Source organism: Azonexus hydrophilus (assembly GCF_001956855.1).
In the GTDB taxonomy this organism is placed as follows: domain Bacteria; phylum Pseudomonadota; class Gammaproteobacteria; order Burkholderiales; family Rhodocyclaceae; genus Azonexus; species Azonexus hydrophilus_A.
In genome coordinates this window covers 278,327-297,723 of sequence record NZ_MTHD01000001.1, presented here as the reverse complement: position 1 = coordinate 297,723, position 19,397 = coordinate 278,327, and the positions used below count along the sequence as shown (strand labels likewise).

Here is a 19,397-nt window from a genome sequence, read left to right as displayed (position 1 = left end):
AACAGAACAAACGCAAAAACATTGATTATTAACGATAATTTTAACAAACAATGATCGCGAATCAACGAAAATTACGCTACATCAAAACAATGTCGTACTGCTCGGGCGAATAACTGGGTTCGGATTGCAGCGAAACGGCTTTGCCGATGAAGTCGGAGAGCATCGCCAGCGATTGCGATTCCTCGTCGAGGAACAGGTCGACGACGTCCGGGCCGGCGAGGATGCGGTATTCGCGGGCGTTGAACTGGCGCGCCTCGCGCAGCAGTTCGCGCAGGATCTCGTAGGCAACGGTACGCGCCGTCTTCACTTCGCCGCGGCCGCCGCAGGTCGGGCACGGCTCGCAGAGGACGTGCGCCAGCGATTCGCGGGTGCGTTTGCGCGTCATCTCGACCAGGCCGAGATGGGTGAAGCCGTTGACCGTCAGCCGCGTGTGGTCGCGCGACAGCGCCTTGTTGAACTCTTCCAGCACCGACTTCTTGTGCTCCTCGTTTTCCATGTCGATGAAATCGACAATGATGATGCCGCCAAGGTTCCGCAAACGCAGCTGGCGGGCGATCGTCAGCGCCGCTTCGAGGTTGGTCTTGAAGATGGTGTCGTCGAAGTTGCGCACACCGACGAAACCGCCGGTATTGACGTCGATCGTCGTCATCGCCTCGGTCTGGTCGATGATCAGGTAGCCGCCGGACTTGAGATCGACACGGCGGGCCAGCGCCTTCTGGATTTCCTCCTCGACACCGTGCAGGTCGAACAGCGGCCGCTGACCGGTGTAGTGCTCAAGCATCGACTGCACCGCCGGCGTGTATTCCTCGGCGAACACCGTCAGCTTCTGGAAGTTCTCCCGCGAGTCGATGACGATGCGCGAGGTTTCCGGATTGACGAAATCGCGCAGCACGCGCTGACCGAGCGACAGCTCCTGGTAGAGCAGGCTGGGCGGCGCGCTGGTCCGTGCCTTGTCGCGGATGTCGGCCCAGGTCTTGCGCAGGTAACCGATGTCGGTGGCGAACTCGGCGTCGCTGGCGTTCTCGGCCATCGTCCGGACGATGAAGCCGCCCGGTTCGTCCGGCGGCACCAGGCGGGTGATCTTTTCGCGCAGCACTTCGCGCTCGGCTTCGGCCTCGATCCGCTGCGAGATGCCGATATGCTTTTCCTGCGGCAGATGCACCAGCATCCGGCCGGCAATCGAGATCTGCGTCGACAGCCGCGCCCCCTTGGTACCGATCGGATCCTTGACGACCTGGACGACGATGCTCTGCCCTTCCGCGAGAATTTTCTCGATCGGCCGCTCCTGCGCCGTTTCGCGCGGTTGCCAGATATCGGCGACATGGAGGAAGGCCGTGCGCTCCAGGCCGACATCGACGAAGGCCGACTGCATGCCGGGCAGGATGCGGACGATGCGCCCGAGATAGACATTGCCGACCAGCCCCCGGCTGGCGGTGCGTTCGATGTGCAATTCCTGCACGACCCCCTGTTGCATGACGGCAACGCGGGTTTCCTGCGGCGTGAAGTTGATCAGGATTTCTTCGGACATAGTCTCTACAATGCGCGGTTTTTCCACGGTTTTTTTGCCGTACAAGTCTGGATTCTACTATGCGCAAGGCCCCTGAACTCCTCGCCCCTGCCGGTTCGCTCGACATGATGCGTACCGCCTTCGATTTTGGCGCCGATGCGATCTACGCCGGCCAGCCGCGCTACAGCCTGCGCGTGCGCAACAACGAGTTCGGTTCGCTGGAAAAACTGGGCGAAGGCATCGCCGACGCCCACGCCCGCGGCAAGCAGTTTTTCGTCGTCAGCAACATCATCCCGCACAACGCCAAGCTCACCACCTACCTCGCCGACATGGCGCCGGTCGTGGCGCTGAAGCCGGATGCGCTGATCATGTCCGACCCCGGCCTGATCGACATGGTGCGCACGCAATGGCCGGAGCAGGTCATCCACCTGTCGGTGCAGGCCAATACCGTCAATTGGGCGGCGGTGCGTTTTTGGCAGAAAATGGGCGTCGACCGCATCATTCTGTCGCGCGAACTGTCGCTCGACGAAGTCGCCGAAATCCGCCAGCAATGCCCGGACATCGAACTCGAAGTCTTCGTCCACGGCGCGCTGTGCATCGCCTATTCCGGCCGCTGCCTGCTGTCCGGCTACTTCAACCATCGCGACCCGAACCAGGGCACCTGCACCAACTCCTGCCGCTGGGACTACAAGGTATCGACGTCGGATGGTCAGCCGGTCAATTTCTACCAGGACCGCGACCAGGAAATCCTGCTCGAAGAGAAACAGCGCCCCGGCGAACTGATGCCGATCGAGGAAGACGAGCACGGCACCTACATCATGAACTCAAAGGACCTGCGCGCCATCGAGCATGTGCACCGGCTGACCGAGATCGGCGTCGATTCGCTGAAGATCGAGGGCCGGACCAAGAGCCCCTACTACGTCGCCCGCACTTGCCAGGCCTATCGCCAGGCGATCGACGACGCCGTCGCCGGCCGGCCGTTCAACCCCGAACTGCTGTCCGACCTGGAAAACCTGGCCAACCGCGGCTACACCGACGGTTTCTACCAGCGCCACCACGACGCCGAGCACCAGAACTACCTGCGCGGCCATTCCGAATCGGACAAGAGCCAGTACGCCGGCGACGCCGTACGCTTCGACGCCGACCGCGGCTTGATGGAAATCGAAGTCAAGAACAGGTTCAGCGTCGGCGACCGCATCGAATGCGTGCACCCGCAAGGCAACCTGATCGTCAGCATCGAGCGCATGGAAAATGCCGCCGGCGAGCCGTTGACCGTAGCACCGGGCAGCGGCCACCGGGTGTGGATTGATTTGCCGGCCTTGTACACCAATTCGTTCATCGCGCGTTATTTCTGAATCTCCATAAAAAAACTGCGGGAATCCGATCCTTTCCCGCAGCCCGCGTTCATCCTCCATGCCCCACCCCATCAGCCGGATGCCGCTGATCGACGCCTTCAAGGCGATCGCGGCGCTCCTTGTCCTGGCCAATCATTTCGCCTCCTACGGCCCGCTGGCCGCAATCGCCCGCGAGGCTTACCCGGAACTGATGGACTGGCTGTTCGAATACGGCCGGATGGCGGTCCAGGTCTTCCTCGTCATCGCCGGCTTCCTGGCCGCGCGCGGCTTGTCGCATAGCGGCGGCGCCCTGGCCGGATCGCCGCTGCCGCTGATCTGGAAACGCTACCTGCGCCTGAGCATTCCCTACCTGGCCGCGATCGGGCTGGCGATCGTCGCCGCGGCGCTGGCCGACCAGTGGATGAACGACGACGCCATCCCGGCGCCGGTCACGCTGCGGCAATGGCTAGCGCACGCCCTGCTGCTGCAGGGCATTCTCGGTGTTGATGCGCTGTCCGCCGGGGTCTGGTACATCGCCATCGATTTCCAGCTGTTCGCGCTGATGGCGCTGCTGCTGTGGGCCGGTCGCGTTCGCATCGTCGCCCCGGCGCTGGTGCTGCTTGTCGCCACCACGTCGCTGTTCTGGTTCAACCGCGATCCCGAACTCGACAACTGGGCCATCTATTTCTTCGGCTCCTACGGCCTCGGTGCCGCCGCCTGGTGGGCGTCCGAACGACGTCTGCCACTCTGGCTGGGGATCATCGCCGGCGTGGCGATTGCCGCGCTGGTCATTGATTTCCGCCTGCGCATCGCGCTCGCGCTGGTGGTCGCCATCACTCTCGCCTGCAGCCGGCGCAGCGGCCTGCTCGAACACTGGCCGGAGATCCGTCCGCTGTCCTTCATCGGCCGGATTTCCTATTCACTGTTTCTCGTGCATTTCCCGGTACTGCTGCTGGCCAATGCCGTCCATACGCGACTTGGCCTGTCGTCGCCGGAATCCGCCGTTTTTGGCTTATTTGCGGCGTTGACCGCAAGTTTGCTGGCCGCCACCGCCTTCTACCGCTGGGTCGAAAGCCCGGCCGCCAGCCAGCGCATCGTCCTGATGCTGGGCTGGCTGGTGGAACAGGCACAGATACGGACCAGCAAACTGTCGGCATTGACCCGTCGCGCCTAGTCGTCCAGTTCGACCCGCCCGCGGAAACACTCCAGCGCCTCGGGATTGGCCAGCGCTTCGACGTTCTTCACCGGCTGGCCATGGACGACGTTGCGCACCGCCAGTTCGACGATCTTGCCCGACTTGGTACGCGGGATGTCCTGCACCTGAACGACCTTCGCCGGCACGTGGCGCGGCGTCGTGTTGGCACGGATCTGCTGCTTGATGCGGTCGACCAGCCCGGCATCGAGATTTTGCCCGTCGGCCAGTTTGACGAAAAGCACCACACGCACGTCGTCGTTCTTGCCCGGCGGCCAGTCCTGACCGATCACCAGTGATTCGGCCACTTCCGGCAACTGCTCCACCTGGCGATAGATTTCGGCGGTGCCGATGCGCACGCCGCCGGGGTTGAGTGTCGCATCCGAACGGCCATAGATGATCACGCCGTCGTGCGCCGTCAGTTCCGAAAAATCGCCATGGCACCAGATGTTGGCGAAACGCTCGAAGTAGGCGGCGCGGTACTTGGCACCATCGGCGTCGTTCCAGAAACCGACCGGCATCACCGGAAAGGGTTTGGTACAGACCAGTTCGCCCTTTTCCGAGCGTATCGGCTGGCCGTTCTCGTCGAACACATCGACTGCCATGCCCAGCCCGCGACACTGGATTTCGCCGCGATACACCGGCAGCACCGGGTTGCCGAGGACGAAGCAGGAGACGATGTCGGTGCCACCGGAAATCGACGCCAGCAGGATGTCCTGCTTGATCTCGCGATAGACCCAGTCGAAGCCTTCCGGGCTGAGCGGGCTGCCGGTCGAGAACATCGCGCGCAGCGCCGACAGGTCGTGCGTCTTGCCGGGCGTGAGTCCCAGCTTTGCCGCCGCGTCGATGAACTTGGCCGAGGTGCCGAAGTGGGTCATCTTCTCCGCTTCGGCCAGGTCGAACAGCACCTTGCCCTTGCCGGCAAACGGCGAGCCGTCGTAGAGCAGCAGCGTGGCACCGGCGGCGAGGCCGGAGACCAGCCAGTTCCACATCATCCAGCCACAGGTGGTGAAGTAGAACAGGCGGTCGCCGGGGCGCACGTCGCTGTGCAGCACGTGTTCCTTGAGATGCTGAAGCAGCACGCCGCCGTGGCAATGGACAATGCACTTGGGCACGCCGGTGGTGCCGCTGGAGAACATGATGAACAGCGGATGGTCAAAAGCGACGCGGGTGAAAAACACTGATTTTTCGCCGTCGACCACAGGAATCTGCGCCCAGTTCACGGCATTGGCGATGGCGCCGATCGCCGGCAGTTCGGCGAGGTAAGGCACGACCACGGTTTTCACTAGCGACGGCATTTTCGCCACGACTTCGGCATTCTTGGCCAGACAATCGACCGGCTTGCCGTTGTACCAGTAGCCATCGACGCAGATCAGCACCTTCGGTTCGATCTGGCCGAAACGGTCTAGCACGCCCTGCACGCCGAAATCCGGCGAGGCCGACGACCAGATGGCGCCGAGCGCCGTCGTCGCCAGCATGGCAACCAGGGTTTCCGGCAGATTGGGCAGGAAACCGGCAACGCGATCGCCCGCGCCGACGCCGGCAGCGATCAGGAACTGCTGGAAACGGGCGACTTCGGCATGCAGTTCGGCCCGGCTCATGCGCCGCTTGACCTTGTCCTCGCCCCAGAACACCAGCGCTTCGCCCGCGTCACGGCGCTGCAGCAGGTTTTCCGCGTAGTTCAGCCGGGCTTCGGGAAACCAGCGGGCGCCAGGCATTCTCTCGCCCGCTTCGAGCACTACCTCACCGCGCTCCCCGACCGCCCCGCAAAAGCGCCAGATCTGGGTCCAGAACTCCTCCGGCCGGTCGACCGACCATTGCCAGAGATCGGCGTAGCGGCCATGGCCCATCGCCTGCATGAACTGCGCCATGCGCGTGTCGCCGACGGTGGCTGGATCAGGTTTCCACAATGGGGTGTTGTCGATGGCGTAGGTCATGTTGTCTCCTGTTCTTATTCGGCATCCGGCTGTTGCGCCGGTGCGGCATTGGCAAAAGCGGGCAAGGCCTCGCAGGCGTCGACGATACGCCGGATGGTCGGCATGTCGTCAAGCGGGCAGTCGAAACGGCGGGCATTGAAGACCTGCGGCACCAGAGAGCAATCGGCCAGTCCCGGGCGTTCGCCATGGCAATAGCGGCCGGTCGCCGGGTCGTCCGCCAGCATCTGCTCGACCGCCTGCAGCCCGGCCATTACCCAGTGCCGGTACCAGGCATCCTTCTGCGCCTGCGTCGCACCGAATTCGCGACCAAGATACTGCAGCACGCGCAGGTTGTTGACCGGGTGGATGTCGCAGGCGATGGTCTGGGCGATGGCGCGCACGCGCGCCCGTGCTTCGGCGGACACCGGCAGCAAGGGCGGCAGGGGATGCAGTTCTTCCAGGTATTCGATGATCGCCAGCGACTGGGTGTGGGCACCGGCCCCATCTTCCAGCGTCGGCACGGTGCCGAGCGGGCTTTTCGCCCGGTAGGCCGGCTGGTTCTGCTGACCACCCTCCTTCAGCAGATGCACGGGAACGGCCTCGTAGTGCAGGCCTTTCAGGTTGAGGGCGATGCGCACGCGATAGGCGGCGGAACTGCGGAAATAGGTGTAGAGCTTGAGCATGGAAAATCCGGAATTTCAGGAACGCGGACGCCTGACCAGCGTCAGGTAGCAGCAGGGTACCAGCACCCCGCACAGGGCAACTGTCATCGGCAGGACACTTGCATCCTGCTCGACGCCATGGCCGACAACGATGCCGACCAGCGCGGCCATGCCCATCTGCAGGAAACCCATCAGCGCCGAGGCAGCGCCGGCCATTTTCGCGTAGGGCGCCAGCGCCCGGGCCGAGGCATTGGGCATCACCAGACCGACCGACAGGGTGACGAAGAACATCGGCGCCAGCACCCCGGCAAGATGTGCCGGCGCCCAGCGGTCCACGGCCAGCATGACCAGGCCGGCGAACGCACCGAGCCAGGCACCGGCCGCGATCAGACGGTCGGCACCGAGGCGGCGGACCAGCCGGCCGGCAATCTGGGTACCGCTGATGTAACCGACGACGACAACACCGAAACACAGACCAAAGACGGCCGGCGACAACCCGAAGCGGCCGATCAGGATGAACGACGAACCGGAGATGAAGGCAAACAGCATGCTGTACGACAGGCCGAGCGCCAGCAGATAGCCGAGATAATTGCGGTCGACCAGGAAAGTACGGAAATTTTCCAGCATGCGGCCGACGCGGGTTGCTTCGGGGTCCGGATGGGCATTGGTTTCACCCAGCCAGAGCCAGACAGCACCGATCTGCAGCGCAGAAAAGAAGGCGAGCAGGACGAAATTTGCCTGCCAGCCGAAGTTGACCGTAAGCATCCCGCCAAGCGCCGGGCCGACCAGCGGGGCCAGTGCCATGGCGCCGGAAACATAGGCCAGCGTACGTGCTGCATCGACCGGCCCCCAAGCATCGCGGACGATGGCCCGGCCGAGGACCGGGCCGGCACAGGCGCCGACCGCCTGGATGAAACGGGCAAGGATCAGTTGTTCGATGCTGGTGGCGAACAGGCAGCCGAGCGAAGCGAGGAAATACAGCAGCAGGCCGCCCAGCATTAACGGCCGCCGACCGAAGCGGTCGGACAGCGCGCCGTAGGCCAGCTGGGCCACCGCAAAACCGGCGAGGAACACCGACAGCGTCAGTTGCACACGCGCCGCATCGGTGGAAAAAACCACCGCCAGCGTCGGCAGCGACGGCAGGTAGAGGTCGGTCGACAGCGGCCCGAGCGCTACCAGCGTGGTCAGCAAGGCGCCCAGCCCGAGGCTGGGGCCGGCCATCCGCCGCCCGTTCACTGGCTCAGCCCGGATACTTTTCGACGCGCTGCTCGATGCTGCCGAACAGGCTGCTGCCGTCGCGCCCGAACATCTCGATCTTCACCGTGTCGCCAAACTTCAGGAAAGGCGTCTGCGGCTTGCCGCCTTCTATCGTCTCGTACATCCGGACTTCAGCCAGGCAGCAGTAGCCGACGCCGCCATTGGCAATCGACGAGCCGAACAGCCCGCCCTGCTTGTTCGACACGGTGCCCGAGCCGATGATCGAGCCGGCTTCCATTTCCCGGGTCTTCGTCACATGGGCGAGCAATTGCGGAAAGTTGAAGACCATGTCGGTACCGGCATCGGGCTGGCCGAACAGGGCGCCGTTGAGATGCACGGTCAGCGGCCGGTGCACGCGACCATCGCGCCAGTCCTCACCAAGCTCGTCCGGCGTGATCGCCACCGGCGAGAAGGCCGAAGCCGGTTTCGACTGGAAGAAACCGAAACCCTTGGCCAGTTCGCCGGGAATCAGGTTGCGCAGAGAGACATCGTTGACCAGCATCAGCAGGCGAATGGCCCTGGCGGCTTCGGCCGGCGTCTCCCCCATCGTCACGTCGCCGCTGATCACCGCGACCTCGGCTTCGAGATCGATGCCCCAGTCCTCGGACAGTGCGTGAATCGGGTCGCGCGGGCCGACGAAGGAATCGGAACCGCCCTGATAGATCAGCGGATCGCTCCAGAACTCCGCCGGCAACTCGACGCCGCGAGCGCGGCGCACCAGCTCGACGTGATTGACGTAGGCCGAGCCGTCAGCCCACTGGTAGGCGCGCGGCAGCGGTGAATGGCAGACCGCCGGATCGAAGGGATCGGGCATGTCGAAGGCCCCGCTGTTCAGCGCCTCGTAGACCTGGCGCAATTGCGGCTCGACGACGTCCCAGTCGTCGAGCGCCGCCTGCAGCGTGCGGGCGATCGCCGGCACGGCGCGACAATGGGTCATGGCGCGGTTGACGACGACCAGCGTGCCGTCACGACCGCCCTTTTTCAGGCTGGCGAGTTTCATCGGTCCTATTCTCCTGCGTAGCTGCCGTCATGCATCCAGCGGGCGTGCTGGGGTGCCTTGCGGGTCCGCGCCCATTCGTCGAGCATGTCCCATTTCACCTCGTCGAGCATTTTCGCCATTTTCGCGGTGCCGGTGTTGGCCGCCAGTTCCAGGCGATGGCCGGAGGGATCGAAGAAATAGATGGACTTGAAGATGGTGTGATCGGTCGGCCCGACCACTTCGATGCCGTCAGCTTCCAGCCTGGCCTTGGTCGCCAGCAGGTCGTCGACCGAATCGACTTCGAGCGCCAAGTGCTGGGTCCAGGCCGGCGTATTCGGGTCGCGGCCCATCGGCGGCCGGGTCGGCAGCTCGAAGAAAGCGAGGATGTTGCCCTGGCCGGCGTCGAGGAAGATGTGCATGTACGGGTCCGGCTCTTTCGTCGACGGCACTTCGTTCTCGGCAATCGCCAGGATGAAGCGCATGTTCAGGTACTTGCCGTACCACTCGACGGTTTCCTTGGCGTCCTTGCAGCGGTAGGCGACGTGGTGGATCTTGCGGATTTCCATGGGTTTCTCCTCAGACGCCTTCGCGGGCGATCTGCATCGCCTCACGGAGCACGGCGATGTCGCCGATGTGGTTGGACAGCAGCAGGATCAGCTTGGCATTGACCATTGCGCTCTGCTCATCGCTCAGATCGCGGTGGGTGTCGATCAGGGCTTCATAGAAATCGTCGCCCGGCGTGAAGGCACGGAAATAGCGCTTGCCCGGTTCGGACAGGTTCGGTTTCAGGTTCAGCGGCATGGCATTCTCCTCGATCAGGCGTTGCAGGTGGCACGGGCGACGGCGGCGCGCAGGCGGTCGGCATCGAACTCCCGCCAGCGGGCGGCAACATGCTGGTCCGGACGGATCAGGTAGAGCGTTCCCGGGCGGGCATCGAAACGTTCGGCGAAACGGCCGGCGTAATCTTCGAATACCGGCAGCTCGGCGCTGCCGCCGCGCGGCGAGACAAGAACGACCTCGACCGGCACCGGGGCATTGGCCAGGCTTTTGAAAATTGCCATCCGGGCCGGGTCGACCGCAGCAGGATCGGCAACGTAGGCCAGCGCCATGAAACGCTGGCCGACATGATCGAGCAACCAGTCGTTGACGCCATCGACCCGGATCGGCGCATCGTCCATCGGTGCGCCCGGCACCATGTCGCCGGCAAAGGCCGTGCTGTCCGGCGTGTTCAGCGTCGATTCAGTCAGGTAGGCCGGCACCGACAGGCGCCCGGAATTGACCAGGGCACGGGCGAAGGCGTGTTCACTGGCGAGCGCCAGCACGGCATTGCGGAAGGTCAGCGAGGTCTTCGATTTCGGCGTGATGAAGTCGGTCGACCGCGTGGAATTGAGGATGTTCTCGTCGGCGGCGAAGACACGCTCGTCGGAGTAGGTATCGAGCAGGCTTTCCGGCGCCTTGCCGTCGATCACCAGTTTGAGCTTCCAGCAAAGGTTGTCGGTATCCTGAATGCCCGAATTGGCGCCGCGCGCACCGAACGGCGAGACCTGGTGTGCAGCGTCGCCGACGAACAGCACCCGGCCGTGACGGAACTGCTGCATGCGGCGGCACTGGAAGGTATAGACGCTGACCCACTCAAGTTCGAATTCCCGGTCGTCGCCCAGCATTGCCTTGATCCGCGGGATCACCTTCTCCGGCTTCTTTTCTTCTTCCGGATCGGCCTGCCAGCCGAGCTGGAAATCGATGCGGAAGACATTGTCGGCCTGTCGGTGCAGCAGCACCGACTGCCCCGGGTGGAAGGGCGGGTCGAACCAGAACCAGCGCTCGGCCGGGAAATCCGCCTTCATCACCACGTCGGCGATGAGGAAGCGATCCATGAAGATCTTGCCGTCGATTTCCAGCCCCAGCATGTGGCGGACCGACGAGCGCGCACCGTCGGCAACGATCAGCCAGTCGGTTTCGATCTGGTAGATGCCGTCGGGCGTCTCGACCTGCAAGGCGGCACCCCGGCCTTCCGGCTGCACCGAAACGACCTTGCTGCGAAAGCGCAGGTCGACATTGGGCAATTCGCGGGCCCGACGAATCTCGTACTCTTCGAGATAGTACTGCTGCAGGTTGATCATGCCGGGGCGCTTGTGGTCCGGTTGCGGCAGCAGGTTGAAGTTGTACACCTCCTCCTCGCGAAAGAAGGTGCGGCCGACGTTCCAGCTGACCCCCTTGGCCACGCAGTCATCGCCGACACCGATGCGGTCGAGCACCTCCAGCGCGCGCTTGGCATAGCAGACGCCGCGCGATCCGACCGATACGGTATCGTCGTCATCGAGCACGACCACCGGCACGCCGGATTGCGCCAGTTCGATCGCCGCCGCCAGGCCAACCGGCCCGGCACCGACCACCACCACCGGATAGCGTTTCACCGGGCCGCCGGTCTGCTCCGGCGGCGCCACGTACTCGTATTTCGGGTACTGATAGGTACTCAACATCGTTTGTCTCCTCCGTTTTTGTTTTTTTTGACCGGCGCCTCAGGCGCCGCTCATCCCTCTTGCAGGCCGTGCCACATTTCCTTGTCGCGCTCTGCCGTCCAGATGCGCGGATGCTTGATGCCGCTCGCCTCGTCGACGGCACGGGTAACGTCGAAGGGCAGGCAGTGTTCGTAGATGAAGACCTGGGCGAATTTCGGGTCCATCGCCTTGCGCGTGTGTGCCATCGCCTGCTTCAGGTTCATGCCCAGGGCCACCGCCTCTTTCGCCGAGGCCAGCAGCGTGGTGACGAAATCGCGGGTATAAGCCAGACCGGCAGCGACCTTTTCCGGGCTATCCAGCGCCGGGCCGCGGCCGGGCACGACCTTTTCGGCACCGAGTGCCGCCAGCGCGTCGAGCGTTGCCGGCCATTCCTCGAGCTGGGCGTCACCGGTGTAACAGGCGGCATCGGCCTCGACCAGGTCACCGGAGAACAGCACCTTCTCGGATGGCACCCAGACTATGGTGTCGCCCTTGGTGTGACCGGGACCGACATGCATGATCTTCACTTCCAGCCCCTCACCCATCCACAGCGTCATTTCGTCCTTGAACACCAGGGTCGGCCAGGTCAGCCCGGGGATCGACTCGAAATTCTGAAACAGCCGCGGGAAGCGCTCGTATTCCGACATCCAGTCCTGCTGACCGCGCTCGACGATCATTTCGTAGGTGCCCTGGCTGGCAATGATTTCCTGCATGCCTTCGCCCTTGTAACCCGAGGCACCCAGCACACGCACCGCGTGGTAATGCGAGAGAACGACGTACTTGATCGGTTTGTCGGTGACCTTGCGGATCTCGGCGATCAGGTTCTGCGCCATCACCGGCGTGGCCAGCGTGTCGCAGATCAGCACGGCGTCGTCACCGATGATCACGCCGGTATTCGGGTCGCCTTCGGCGGTATAGGCCCAGCAGTGGGCGGAAAGCTGCGCGAAGGTGGTCTTCTTGACCTCGAGATCGGCAACGGAAGCGAATTTTTTGGTGCTCATGGGGAATTCCTTTCTGGGATGAATGGAGCTTAATTTGAATTTCGTTATTGTGCAATACGTTTGTTAATTACAAATTATTGTGTTTTGGAAAACAGGTTCGTGATTGACCGAGTGTTTGATCGCCGCTATGGTGGCGCCTGCACACGGGAGAGACGGATGGAGCACGAAGACGAGAAGGAAAGGCGCGGCATTCAGTCGATCGAGGTCGGCGGCCAGATACTGGTGGCGCTGGCCGACCACAGCGCGCCGATGTCGCTGAAACAACTGGCGGAAGCTGCGCAAATGACGCCGGCCAAGGCACATCCGTACCTGGTCAGCTACAGCAAGCTCGGTCTGGTTGCCCAGGACCCGGTATCCGGCCGCTACGGGCTGGGACCGCTGGCCTTGCGCATGGGCTTGTCCAGCCTGCGCCAGCTCAATCCGGTGCGTCTGGGGATGGCGGCGGCACTCGAGCTCGAACAACGGGTCCGGCATACGGTGGCTCTTTCCGTCTGGGGCAACGCCGGACCGACGGTGATCCATCTTGAAGAATCGAGCCATCCGATCCACATGAACCTGCGTGCCGGCACGGTAATGTCGCTGATGACCGCCACCGGCATGGTGTTCGCGGCCTACATGCCGGCCAAGACGATCGAGCGCTTTGTCGAGGAATCGATGCACCCGCATGCCTTCCCGCACATCATCGGCGGCCGCAGCGACTGGAAAAGCATGCAGGCGGCGCTGCAGGAAGTGCGCGAACACGGCATCGCCCGTGCAATCGGCCAGCCGATACCCGGCGTCAGCGCCTTTGCCGCGCCGGTCTTCGACCACAACGGTCATGTCGCACTGGTGATCACGCTGGTCGGCCCGACCGGCGGCTTCGATCCCGACTGGCACTGCGCCAACGCCCAGGCGCTGCGGGAGAGCGCCCAGGCGATCTCCCGGCAACTCGGCTGCAGCGCGCCCTGAGGACTTCCTACATGCCGAGATAGGCGGCACGGACCTGTTCATTGCTGATCAGTTCCTGGCCGGTGCCGGTCAGGGTGACGTTGCCGGTTTCCAGTACATAGCCGCGGTCGGCGATCGCCAGTGCGGCAAAGGCATTCTGCTCGACCAGCAGGATGGTCATGCCCTGTGCCTTCAAGGTCTTGATGACGTTGAACACTTCCTCGACCAGCAGCGGTGCCAGGCCCATTGACGGCTCATCGAGCAGCAGCATCTTCGGCCGGCCCATCAGTGCCCGGCCGATGGCCAGCATCTGCTGCTGGCCGCCGGACAGCGTGCCGGCCGGCAAGTGGCGCTTTTCCTTGAGGATAGGGAACATGGAAAAGACCTTCTCCATGTCTTCCGGCACCTGCTGCTTCGGCTGGGTGTAGGCGCCAAGGCGCAGGTTGTCCTCGATCGACAGCGGCCCGAAGACCTGGCGACCTTCCGGGCTCTGGCAGATACCGCGACGCATGCGCAGATCGGAACGCAGACGGGAGATGTCGTCGCCCTCGAACAGGATCTTGCCGCCGCTCATCGGCTGTACGCCGGAGAGCGTACGCAGGAAGGTGGTCTTGCCGGCGCCGTTGGCACCGACCAGCGCCACCAGTTCGCCCTTGCGCACTTCCAGGTCGATGCCCTTGAGTGCCGTGATCCGGCCATAACAGCTTTCCAGCCCCGACACCGACAACAGCACCTCGCGCTGACCGGGCACGGCGCCGGCCTGCAAGGTGCCGCCGCTGTGGGCGCCGAGGCCGATCGATTCCGGCGCCAGGCTGACGATGCGATGGAACAGTTCGCGAAACTCGGCTTTGGCCTTCTCGCCGAAGATCGGATCTTCGTTGTCGAGGAAGGCACGGTCGATTTCCGCCCAGTCTTCTGCGGTCAACACCTCGCGGGCGAGAGGAATCGCGTCCTTTTCCTCGCTGTGGATGTGACTCTTCAGCCCCTCGGTATAGACGCGCAGGGCGTAGGCGAAATCAGCACCGCCAAGTTTGCCGGCGGCGGCATCGGCCAGCTTGGTGCGCAGGGCCTTGAGGTTTTCCGGACCGTTGCGGTGCTCGGCCTGCAGGCGGTCGAGAATGGCCACGGCGTCATCCGAGCGCAGGCGGAGCAGACGGAACAGGTAGTCGTCTTCCTTGGGATGGTGGGCACGATCGACGAACTGCTCGATGTAGTCGAATAGCGAGTTGAAGAACTCGCGTTCGATATGGCCACCGGCCTCAATCTCGTCCGCCACCTGTTCCATGGTCACGGCGATGCGCCAGAGGTTCTGGTGTTCTTCGGTAATGATGCGCAATGCTTCCATGCTGCCCCCTTAAGCGTGCGCGCCGAGATAGGCGGCGATCACGTCCGGATTGTTGCGAACTTCGGCGCCGCTGCCCTCGGCCAGCTTCTTGCCGTAATCGAGCACGAGGATGCGGTCCGACAGGTTCATCACCATCTTCATGTCGTGTTCGACGAGGACGACGGTGATGCCGGAATCGGCCACCTTGCGCACCAGATGATCGACCTCGATGGTTTCCCGCGGATTCAGGCCGGCCGCCGGCTCGTCGAGAAAGATAATGCGCGGTTTCATCGCCAGCGCCCGGGCGATTTCCAGGCGCTTCAGCGCGCCGTAGGGCATCGCGTCGGCACGTTCATTGACGTAGGCGTCGAGACCGACGAAGTGCATCAGTTGCGTCGCTTCGGCGCGCAGTTCGGCATCGCGCCGGCGCAGTCCCGGCAGACGCAGCGCCGCCTTGAAGAGATTGCGGTCGAGACGCAGGTGGGCGCCGACCATGACATTCTCGACGGCACTCATGTTCATGCAGATCTGCAGGTTCTGGAAGGTCCGCGCCATGCCGCGCTCGGCCAGCTGATCCGGCGACTTGCCGTGGATCGCTTCGCCATCGAGGCGGATTTCGCCCGTGGTCGGCTTGTAGACCCCGGTGATCAGGTTGAACAACGTCGTCTTGCCGGCGCCGTTGGGGCCGATCACCGAATAAACGATGCCTTGGTCGATACTGAAGCTGACGTTCTGGACGGCCTTGACGCCGCCGAAATGGATGGACAGGTCCTTGACTTCAAGCAGTGCCATGTCACTCTCCCTTGCCGAACTTGGCGGCCAGCGTCGGCACGATGCCCTTGGGCAGGAAGATCATGAAGCCCATCAGGATGGCACCGAAAACCACCGTCTCCCAGCCTTCGAAACTGGTCAGGGCCTGCGGCAGCGCAGTCAGTAGCACGGCCCCGACGAGCGAGCCGAACACCGAGGCCATGCCGCCGACGACAACCATGGTGACGAGTTCGATGGAATGGAAGAAATCGGCAAAATTCGGGCTGACAAAACCGATGTAATGCGCCGTGATGCTGCCCATCAGGCTGGCGAACACCGCCGACAGCACGAAGATCGACACCTTGTAGCGGACGACATTGACGCCGACCACCTGTGAGGCCACTTCGGAACCGTGCAGCGCGCGCAGTGCCCGGCCGAACGGCGAATCGATCAGGTTCTGCGAAGCCCAGACGGCGATCACCAGCAGCGCCGCGACAATCCAGTACCAGGTCTTGTCGCTGTAGATTTCGGTACCGAACAGGCTCATCGGCGGCACCGGCATGCCGTCCGGCCCGCCGGTCCACTGCGCTTCGTTGCGCAGCGTGATGTTGATGATGATGCCCAGACCGAGCGTCGCCATCGCCAGGTAGTGCCCTTTCAGCTTGAAGATCGGGCGAGCGACCAGCGCCGCCAGGATGCCGGTGATGACGCAACCGCCAAGCATCGCCAGCAGCGGATGCCAGCCGAAATGCGTCGGCAGCACGGCCGACGCATAGGCGCCGATGCCGAGGAAGCCGGCATGTCCCAGACTGATCTGGCCGGCAAAACCGATCAGCAGGTTGAGGCCGAGCACGATCATGGCGTTGATCGCCATGCGGATGGCCAGGTCGAGGTAGAAGCTGTTGGGCACCACGAAAGGCACGGCCAGCAGGATGAAGATGACGATCAGCAGACCGATGTTGAGTTTCTTTTGCATGCTTACACCCGATCGGTCGATTTGCCGCCAAACAGGCCGCGCGGCATGAAGAACAGGATGAAGAGGATGAGCACGAAGGGAATCGCATCCTTGTAGGCCGACGAGATGTAGCCGGCGCCCATGGCTTCGAGGATGCCGACCAGCAGACCGCCGATCACCGCGCCGAGCCCGTTGCCGAGCCCACCGACCACCGCCGCGACGAAACCCTTGAGGCCGAGCATGATGCCAACATCGTAGGAAGTCATCGTGATCGGCGCGATCAGGATGCCGCCGAGCGCCCCCAGCGCCGCCGACATGGCAAAGCTCATGAACAGCACCCAGCTGGTGTTGATGCCGACCAGTTCCGCCGCCAGGCGGTTGAACGACGTTGCCAGCATGGCCTTGCCGGAAAGCGTGCGGTTGAAGAAATACCAGAGCACGGCGACGACGACGGCGGTCACCCCGAACACCCACAGGCTCTGCGGCATCAGCGTGGCGCCGAGGATCTGGATCGGTTCCTCGCCGGAGAACGCCGGCAGCGCGAAGGTGCCCTTGCCTAGCCAGACCTGGATCAGGCCGCGGATGACCAGCGAGGCGCCGATGGTGATGATGATCAGCGTCACCGTCTCGGCGCCCTTGACCGGTTCGATCGCCAGTTTCTCGACGATGACGCCAACGATGGCCGGCACCAGGATGGCTAGCGCCAGCGCCACCGGCATGGGCAACCCGGCCATGGTGAAGAACACCGAAAGCATGCCGCCGAGCATGATGAACTCGCCCTGAGCGAAGTTGATGACGTTGCTGGCATTGTAGATCAGCGTGAAACCGAGCGCTGCCAGCGCGTAGGTGGCGCCGACGGTCAGCCCGGAAAACAGGAATTGCAGGAACTCGGCCAGCATCAGCGGCCTCCCTTCCGTGCAGGCTGCGCGCCCGGCGCAGCACTCCGCTTGGGCAAGGTCATCTTTGTCTCCTCCTGTTGTCTTGTTCGTTGCGTCCGCTTTCCGCGGATCGATGAGGGAAATTCTGAAATAGGAAACTCATTCTGTCAATGTTAATTGAGACAAAAAAATCGACTCGCGCCGATTATTTGTATCAATAGCCTGAGTACCGCTGCCTTCAGGGATTTCTCGAAATCTTGCGGTCGACCGCAAAAAGCAGCCAATTTCCCGGCAGGCCGCCGCTCAGCCCCTCAGAACGCGTAACGCCCCTGCAGCCAGAAACGGTTCCCCTCCGCCCGGTTCCGTGCCCCGGACTCGACCTGGAACTTGGCGACCAGACCGAAGCCGCGCGATGGTGACCAGGCCAGGTACGGGCCGATGGCGTTGACCGCCGCCCGGTTGCCGTCGCCATTGACCGCCGCACCGGACTGCCGGTCGTCGCTGGTCTGGCGATAGGCGTAGCCATTCAGCCCGGCCGACCAGCCGGGCATGAACTTGTAGCCGCCGCTGAACTCCAGGCTCAGTTCGTTCCCGGATCGATAGTCGGTTGCATCGTTGCGGCCGTTGATCGCGTAGCGCACACGCGCCGAGGCTTCCCAGCGGCCCGGCAGCCAGGTCAGACCATACAGCGCCGCCGCCTGCCAAGCATTGCGCCCGGCGTTGACCGGCCGGTCGCGGTCGTATTCGCCGGTCGGCAGAATCATCTCGAAACCCGCCATCTGGTGCAGGCTGGGGCCATGCCAGCCAAGGAGCAGCGGGGCGACCGTGAGGTCACCGGCACCTTTGCTCGAGCCGCTGCGATCGAGTGCCCCCAGCGGGGCCGGGCGGGCAATGCCGAGCCGCAGATCGACCTGTGGCAGCGGCAGGACCACACGGCTTTCCAGCGTCGCGCCGGCAATCCGTACCGTGCGCCAGACGTGGGAAAGACGCAGCGCCACGACATCGGCACGGCTGCGGAAATAGGCGAAGCGCGGATTGTCCCGGCCGTGATTGTCGCGGGCTTCGTTCGCCTGATAGTGCTGGTAATAGACCAGCAGATGGCTGCCTTCGGGCAGCATCAGGCCGGTGTAGTTGGTCTCGACACCGACCGGATAGGCGCTGCCGCCGCCTTCGGTGGCACTGGCCTGGCAGCAGGCCAGTGCCAGGCCAAGGGCGAACCACGCCGCCGGACGGCGGTAGTTGCTGCATTCACGTGCTTGCTGCATCGGAACATCCCCGGATCAGGTGGACGCCATGTTGCGTCCGACGCTGCATTGTTTGCCGCCAGCCCCTGGGCTCACCTTGACCTGGCGCAAAAAACCTTTTCCGGCGCGGCGATCAACCGGTCTTCTTTTCCTCACCGGTATAGCCAAGGCGCACCGACAACTCGGCCGCCGCCCGCGTCACCCCGGTCACCACAGCGCTACCCGGACTCATGTCGAACATGCCCTTGACCCCGACCGCCAGCATGGCCATGGTAATTTCGTTGCGGAAATTGAAAACCGGTGCGGCTACGGCCTCGACGCCGGTCACCAGGTAGTAGTCGGAAATCGCCGCGTAGCCATCGGCCCTGACCTGGGCCAGCATCCGGTCGACATCGGCACGCGTCTTCAGATGCGGCGGCAGGCCGGGCTTTTTCAATTCGCGGGCAATCTGGCGGTCGACCGCATCATTCGCCAGCCAGGCCGCAAAAACCCGGCCGCTGGCCGAAGTCAGCAATTCCAGCGCGGTCCCGGTAACGACGTTGACGGTAATCGGTCGCCGCGGCCGCTCCCAACGCACGATGACCGGGCCGGTTTCGCTCCATACCGCCAGCGCCGTGGTCTCGTTGATCTGGTCGCGCAACTGGGCAATCGCCGTCAGGCCGAGTCGCACCCGGTCGAGGCGATCGATGGCGACGAGCCCGATATTCAGCGCAAACGGCCCGAGGTCGTAGCGCGAGGTGATCGGATCCTGCTCGACGAAGCCGGCACGAATCAGGCTCACCAGGTAACGGTGCGCCTTCGATGGCGGCATCTCGGCCGCCACCGCGATGTCCTTGAGCATCATCGAGCGCTGGCCATTGACCATGGCGCGCAGGATGCCCATACCGATCTCCAGCGATTGCACGCCGTGTTTGCCGTCCATCTCTTCGCTCATGAGTGCTCCAAAAATTCCCGAATGAGAAACTTGTTTTAT

18 protein-coding genes are annotated in these 19,397 nt (G+C 63.5%); 3 read left to right on the top strand and 15 right to left on the bottom strand.

The window, feature by feature from the left end:
* Nucleotides 1-76: 76 nt before the first annotated feature.
* Nucleotides 77-1,528: a ribonuclease G gene (gene rng, locus BJN45_RS01455; RefSeq protein WP_076092482.1), complete on the bottom strand. Its 1,452-nt coding sequence runs from the start codon at nucleotides 1,526-1,528 to the stop codon at nucleotides 77-79.
* A 59-nt stretch (nucleotides 1,529-1,587) separates the two neighbouring features.
* Between rng and yegQ the strand changes: the two genes are divergently transcribed.
* On the top strand, nucleotides 1,588-2,862 hold the full coding sequence (gene yegQ / locus BJN45_RS01450) for a tRNA 5-hydroxyuridine modification protein YegQ (protein ID WP_076091354.1): 1,275 nt from the start codon (nucleotides 1,588-1,590) through the stop codon (nucleotides 2,860-2,862).
* Between the two features lie 58 nt (nucleotides 2,863-2,920).
* Complete coding sequence (locus tag BJN45_RS01445) at nucleotides 2,921-4,015, top strand: acyltransferase family protein (RefSeq protein ID WP_083650714.1); 1,095 nt, start codon at nucleotides 2,921-2,923, stop codon at nucleotides 4,013-4,015.
* On the opposite strand, the gene BJN45_RS01440 is transcribed toward BJN45_RS01445, so the two are convergent.
* Genes BJN45_RS01440 through BJN45_RS01405 form a run of 8 tightly spaced genes read right to left on the bottom strand, consistent with a single transcriptional unit; the run spans nucleotide 4,012 to nucleotide 12,346 of the window.
* On the bottom strand, nucleotides 4,012-5,970 hold the full coding sequence (locus BJN45_RS01440; protein WP_076091350.1) for an acetoacetate--CoA ligase: 1,959 nt from the start codon (nucleotides 5,968-5,970) through the stop codon (nucleotides 4,012-4,014). The genes BJN45_RS01445 and BJN45_RS01440 overlap by 4 nt on opposite strands.
* Before the next feature lie 14 nt (nucleotides 5,971-5,984).
* Nucleotides 5,985-6,632: a maleylacetoacetate isomerase gene (maiA, locus tag BJN45_RS01435; RefSeq protein WP_076091348.1), complete on the bottom strand. Its 648-nt coding sequence runs from the start codon at nucleotides 6,630-6,632 to the stop codon at nucleotides 5,985-5,987.
* 15 nt (nucleotides 6,633-6,647) lie between these two features.
* Nucleotides 6,648-7,832, bottom strand: coding sequence for a multidrug effflux MFS transporter (locus tag BJN45_RS01430; protein WP_076091346.1), 1,185 nt, complete (start codon nucleotides 7,830-7,832; stop codon nucleotides 6,648-6,650).
* A 19-nt stretch (nucleotides 7,833-7,851) separates the two neighbouring features.
* The gene (locus tag BJN45_RS01425; protein WP_076091344.1) at nucleotides 7,852-8,868 is read right to left on the bottom strand and encodes a fumarylacetoacetate hydrolase family protein; all 1,017 of its coding nucleotides are present in this window, start codon (nucleotides 8,866-8,868) and stop codon (nucleotides 7,852-7,854) included.
* 5 nt (nucleotides 8,869-8,873) lie between these two features.
* Nucleotides 8,874-9,413, bottom strand: coding sequence for a VOC family protein (locus tag BJN45_RS01420; RefSeq protein WP_076091342.1), 540 nt, complete (start codon nucleotides 9,411-9,413; stop codon nucleotides 8,874-8,876).
* A gap of 10 nt (nucleotides 9,414-9,423) precedes the next feature.
* On the bottom strand, nucleotides 9,424-9,648 hold the full coding sequence (locus tag BJN45_RS01415) for a DUF2783 domain-containing protein (protein ID WP_076091340.1): 225 nt from the start codon (nucleotides 9,646-9,648) through the stop codon (nucleotides 9,424-9,426).
* A 14-nt stretch (nucleotides 9,649-9,662) separates the two neighbouring features.
* Entirely contained in the window at nucleotides 9,663-11,327 is a 1,665-nt protein-coding gene (locus tag BJN45_RS01410) for an FAD-dependent oxidoreductase (protein ID WP_076091338.1), read from the bottom strand.
* A 50-nt stretch (nucleotides 11,328-11,377) separates the two neighbouring features.
* The gene (locus tag BJN45_RS01405; protein WP_076091336.1) at nucleotides 11,378-12,346 is read right to left on the bottom strand and encodes an MBL fold metallo-hydrolase; all 969 of its coding nucleotides are present in this window, start codon (nucleotides 12,344-12,346) and stop codon (nucleotides 11,378-11,380) included.
* A gap of 156 nt (nucleotides 12,347-12,502) precedes the next feature.
* On the opposite strand from BJN45_RS01405, the gene BJN45_RS01400 reads away from it, so the two are divergent.
* Nucleotides 12,503-13,294 (top strand): IclR family transcriptional regulator, encoded by a 792-nt coding sequence (locus BJN45_RS01400; protein WP_076091335.1) that lies wholly within the window; start codon nucleotides 12,503-12,505, stop codon nucleotides 13,292-13,294.
* A gap of 7 nt (nucleotides 13,295-13,301) precedes the next feature.
* On the opposite strand, the gene BJN45_RS18205 is transcribed toward BJN45_RS01400, so the two are convergent.
* From BJN45_RS18205 to BJN45_RS01370, 6 genes are all read right to left on the bottom strand, one after another.
* On the bottom strand, nucleotides 13,302-14,618 hold the full coding sequence (locus BJN45_RS18205) for an ATP-binding cassette domain-containing protein (RefSeq protein WP_076091333.1): 1,317 nt from the start codon (nucleotides 14,616-14,618) through the stop codon (nucleotides 13,302-13,304).
* A 9-nt stretch (nucleotides 14,619-14,627) separates the two neighbouring features.
* The gene (locus BJN45_RS01390; RefSeq protein ID WP_076091331.1) at nucleotides 14,628-15,389 is read right to left on the bottom strand and encodes an ABC transporter ATP-binding protein; all 762 of its coding nucleotides are present in this window, start codon (nucleotides 15,387-15,389) and stop codon (nucleotides 14,628-14,630) included.
* 1 nt (nucleotide 15,390) lies between these two features.
* Complete coding sequence (locus BJN45_RS01385) at nucleotides 15,391-16,323, bottom strand: branched-chain amino acid ABC transporter permease (RefSeq protein WP_076091329.1); 933 nt, start codon at nucleotides 16,321-16,323, stop codon at nucleotides 15,391-15,393.
* Nucleotides 16,324-16,325: 2 nt separating this feature from the next.
* A complete protein-coding gene (locus tag BJN45_RS01380; protein ID WP_076091327.1) occupies nucleotides 16,326-17,201 on the bottom strand; it encodes a branched-chain amino acid ABC transporter permease in 876 nt (291 codons plus the stop codon).
* A 290-nt stretch (nucleotides 17,202-17,491) separates the two neighbouring features.
* Entirely contained in the window at nucleotides 17,492-18,445 is a 954-nt protein-coding gene (locus tag BJN45_RS01375; RefSeq protein WP_076091325.1) for a SphA family protein, read from the bottom strand.
* 112 nt (nucleotides 18,446-18,557) lie between these two features.
* Complete coding sequence (locus tag BJN45_RS01370; RefSeq protein WP_076091323.1) at nucleotides 18,558-19,358, bottom strand: IclR family transcriptional regulator; 801 nt, start codon at nucleotides 19,356-19,358, stop codon at nucleotides 18,558-18,560.
* Between the last annotated feature and the right edge of the window lie 39 nt (nucleotides 19,359-19,397).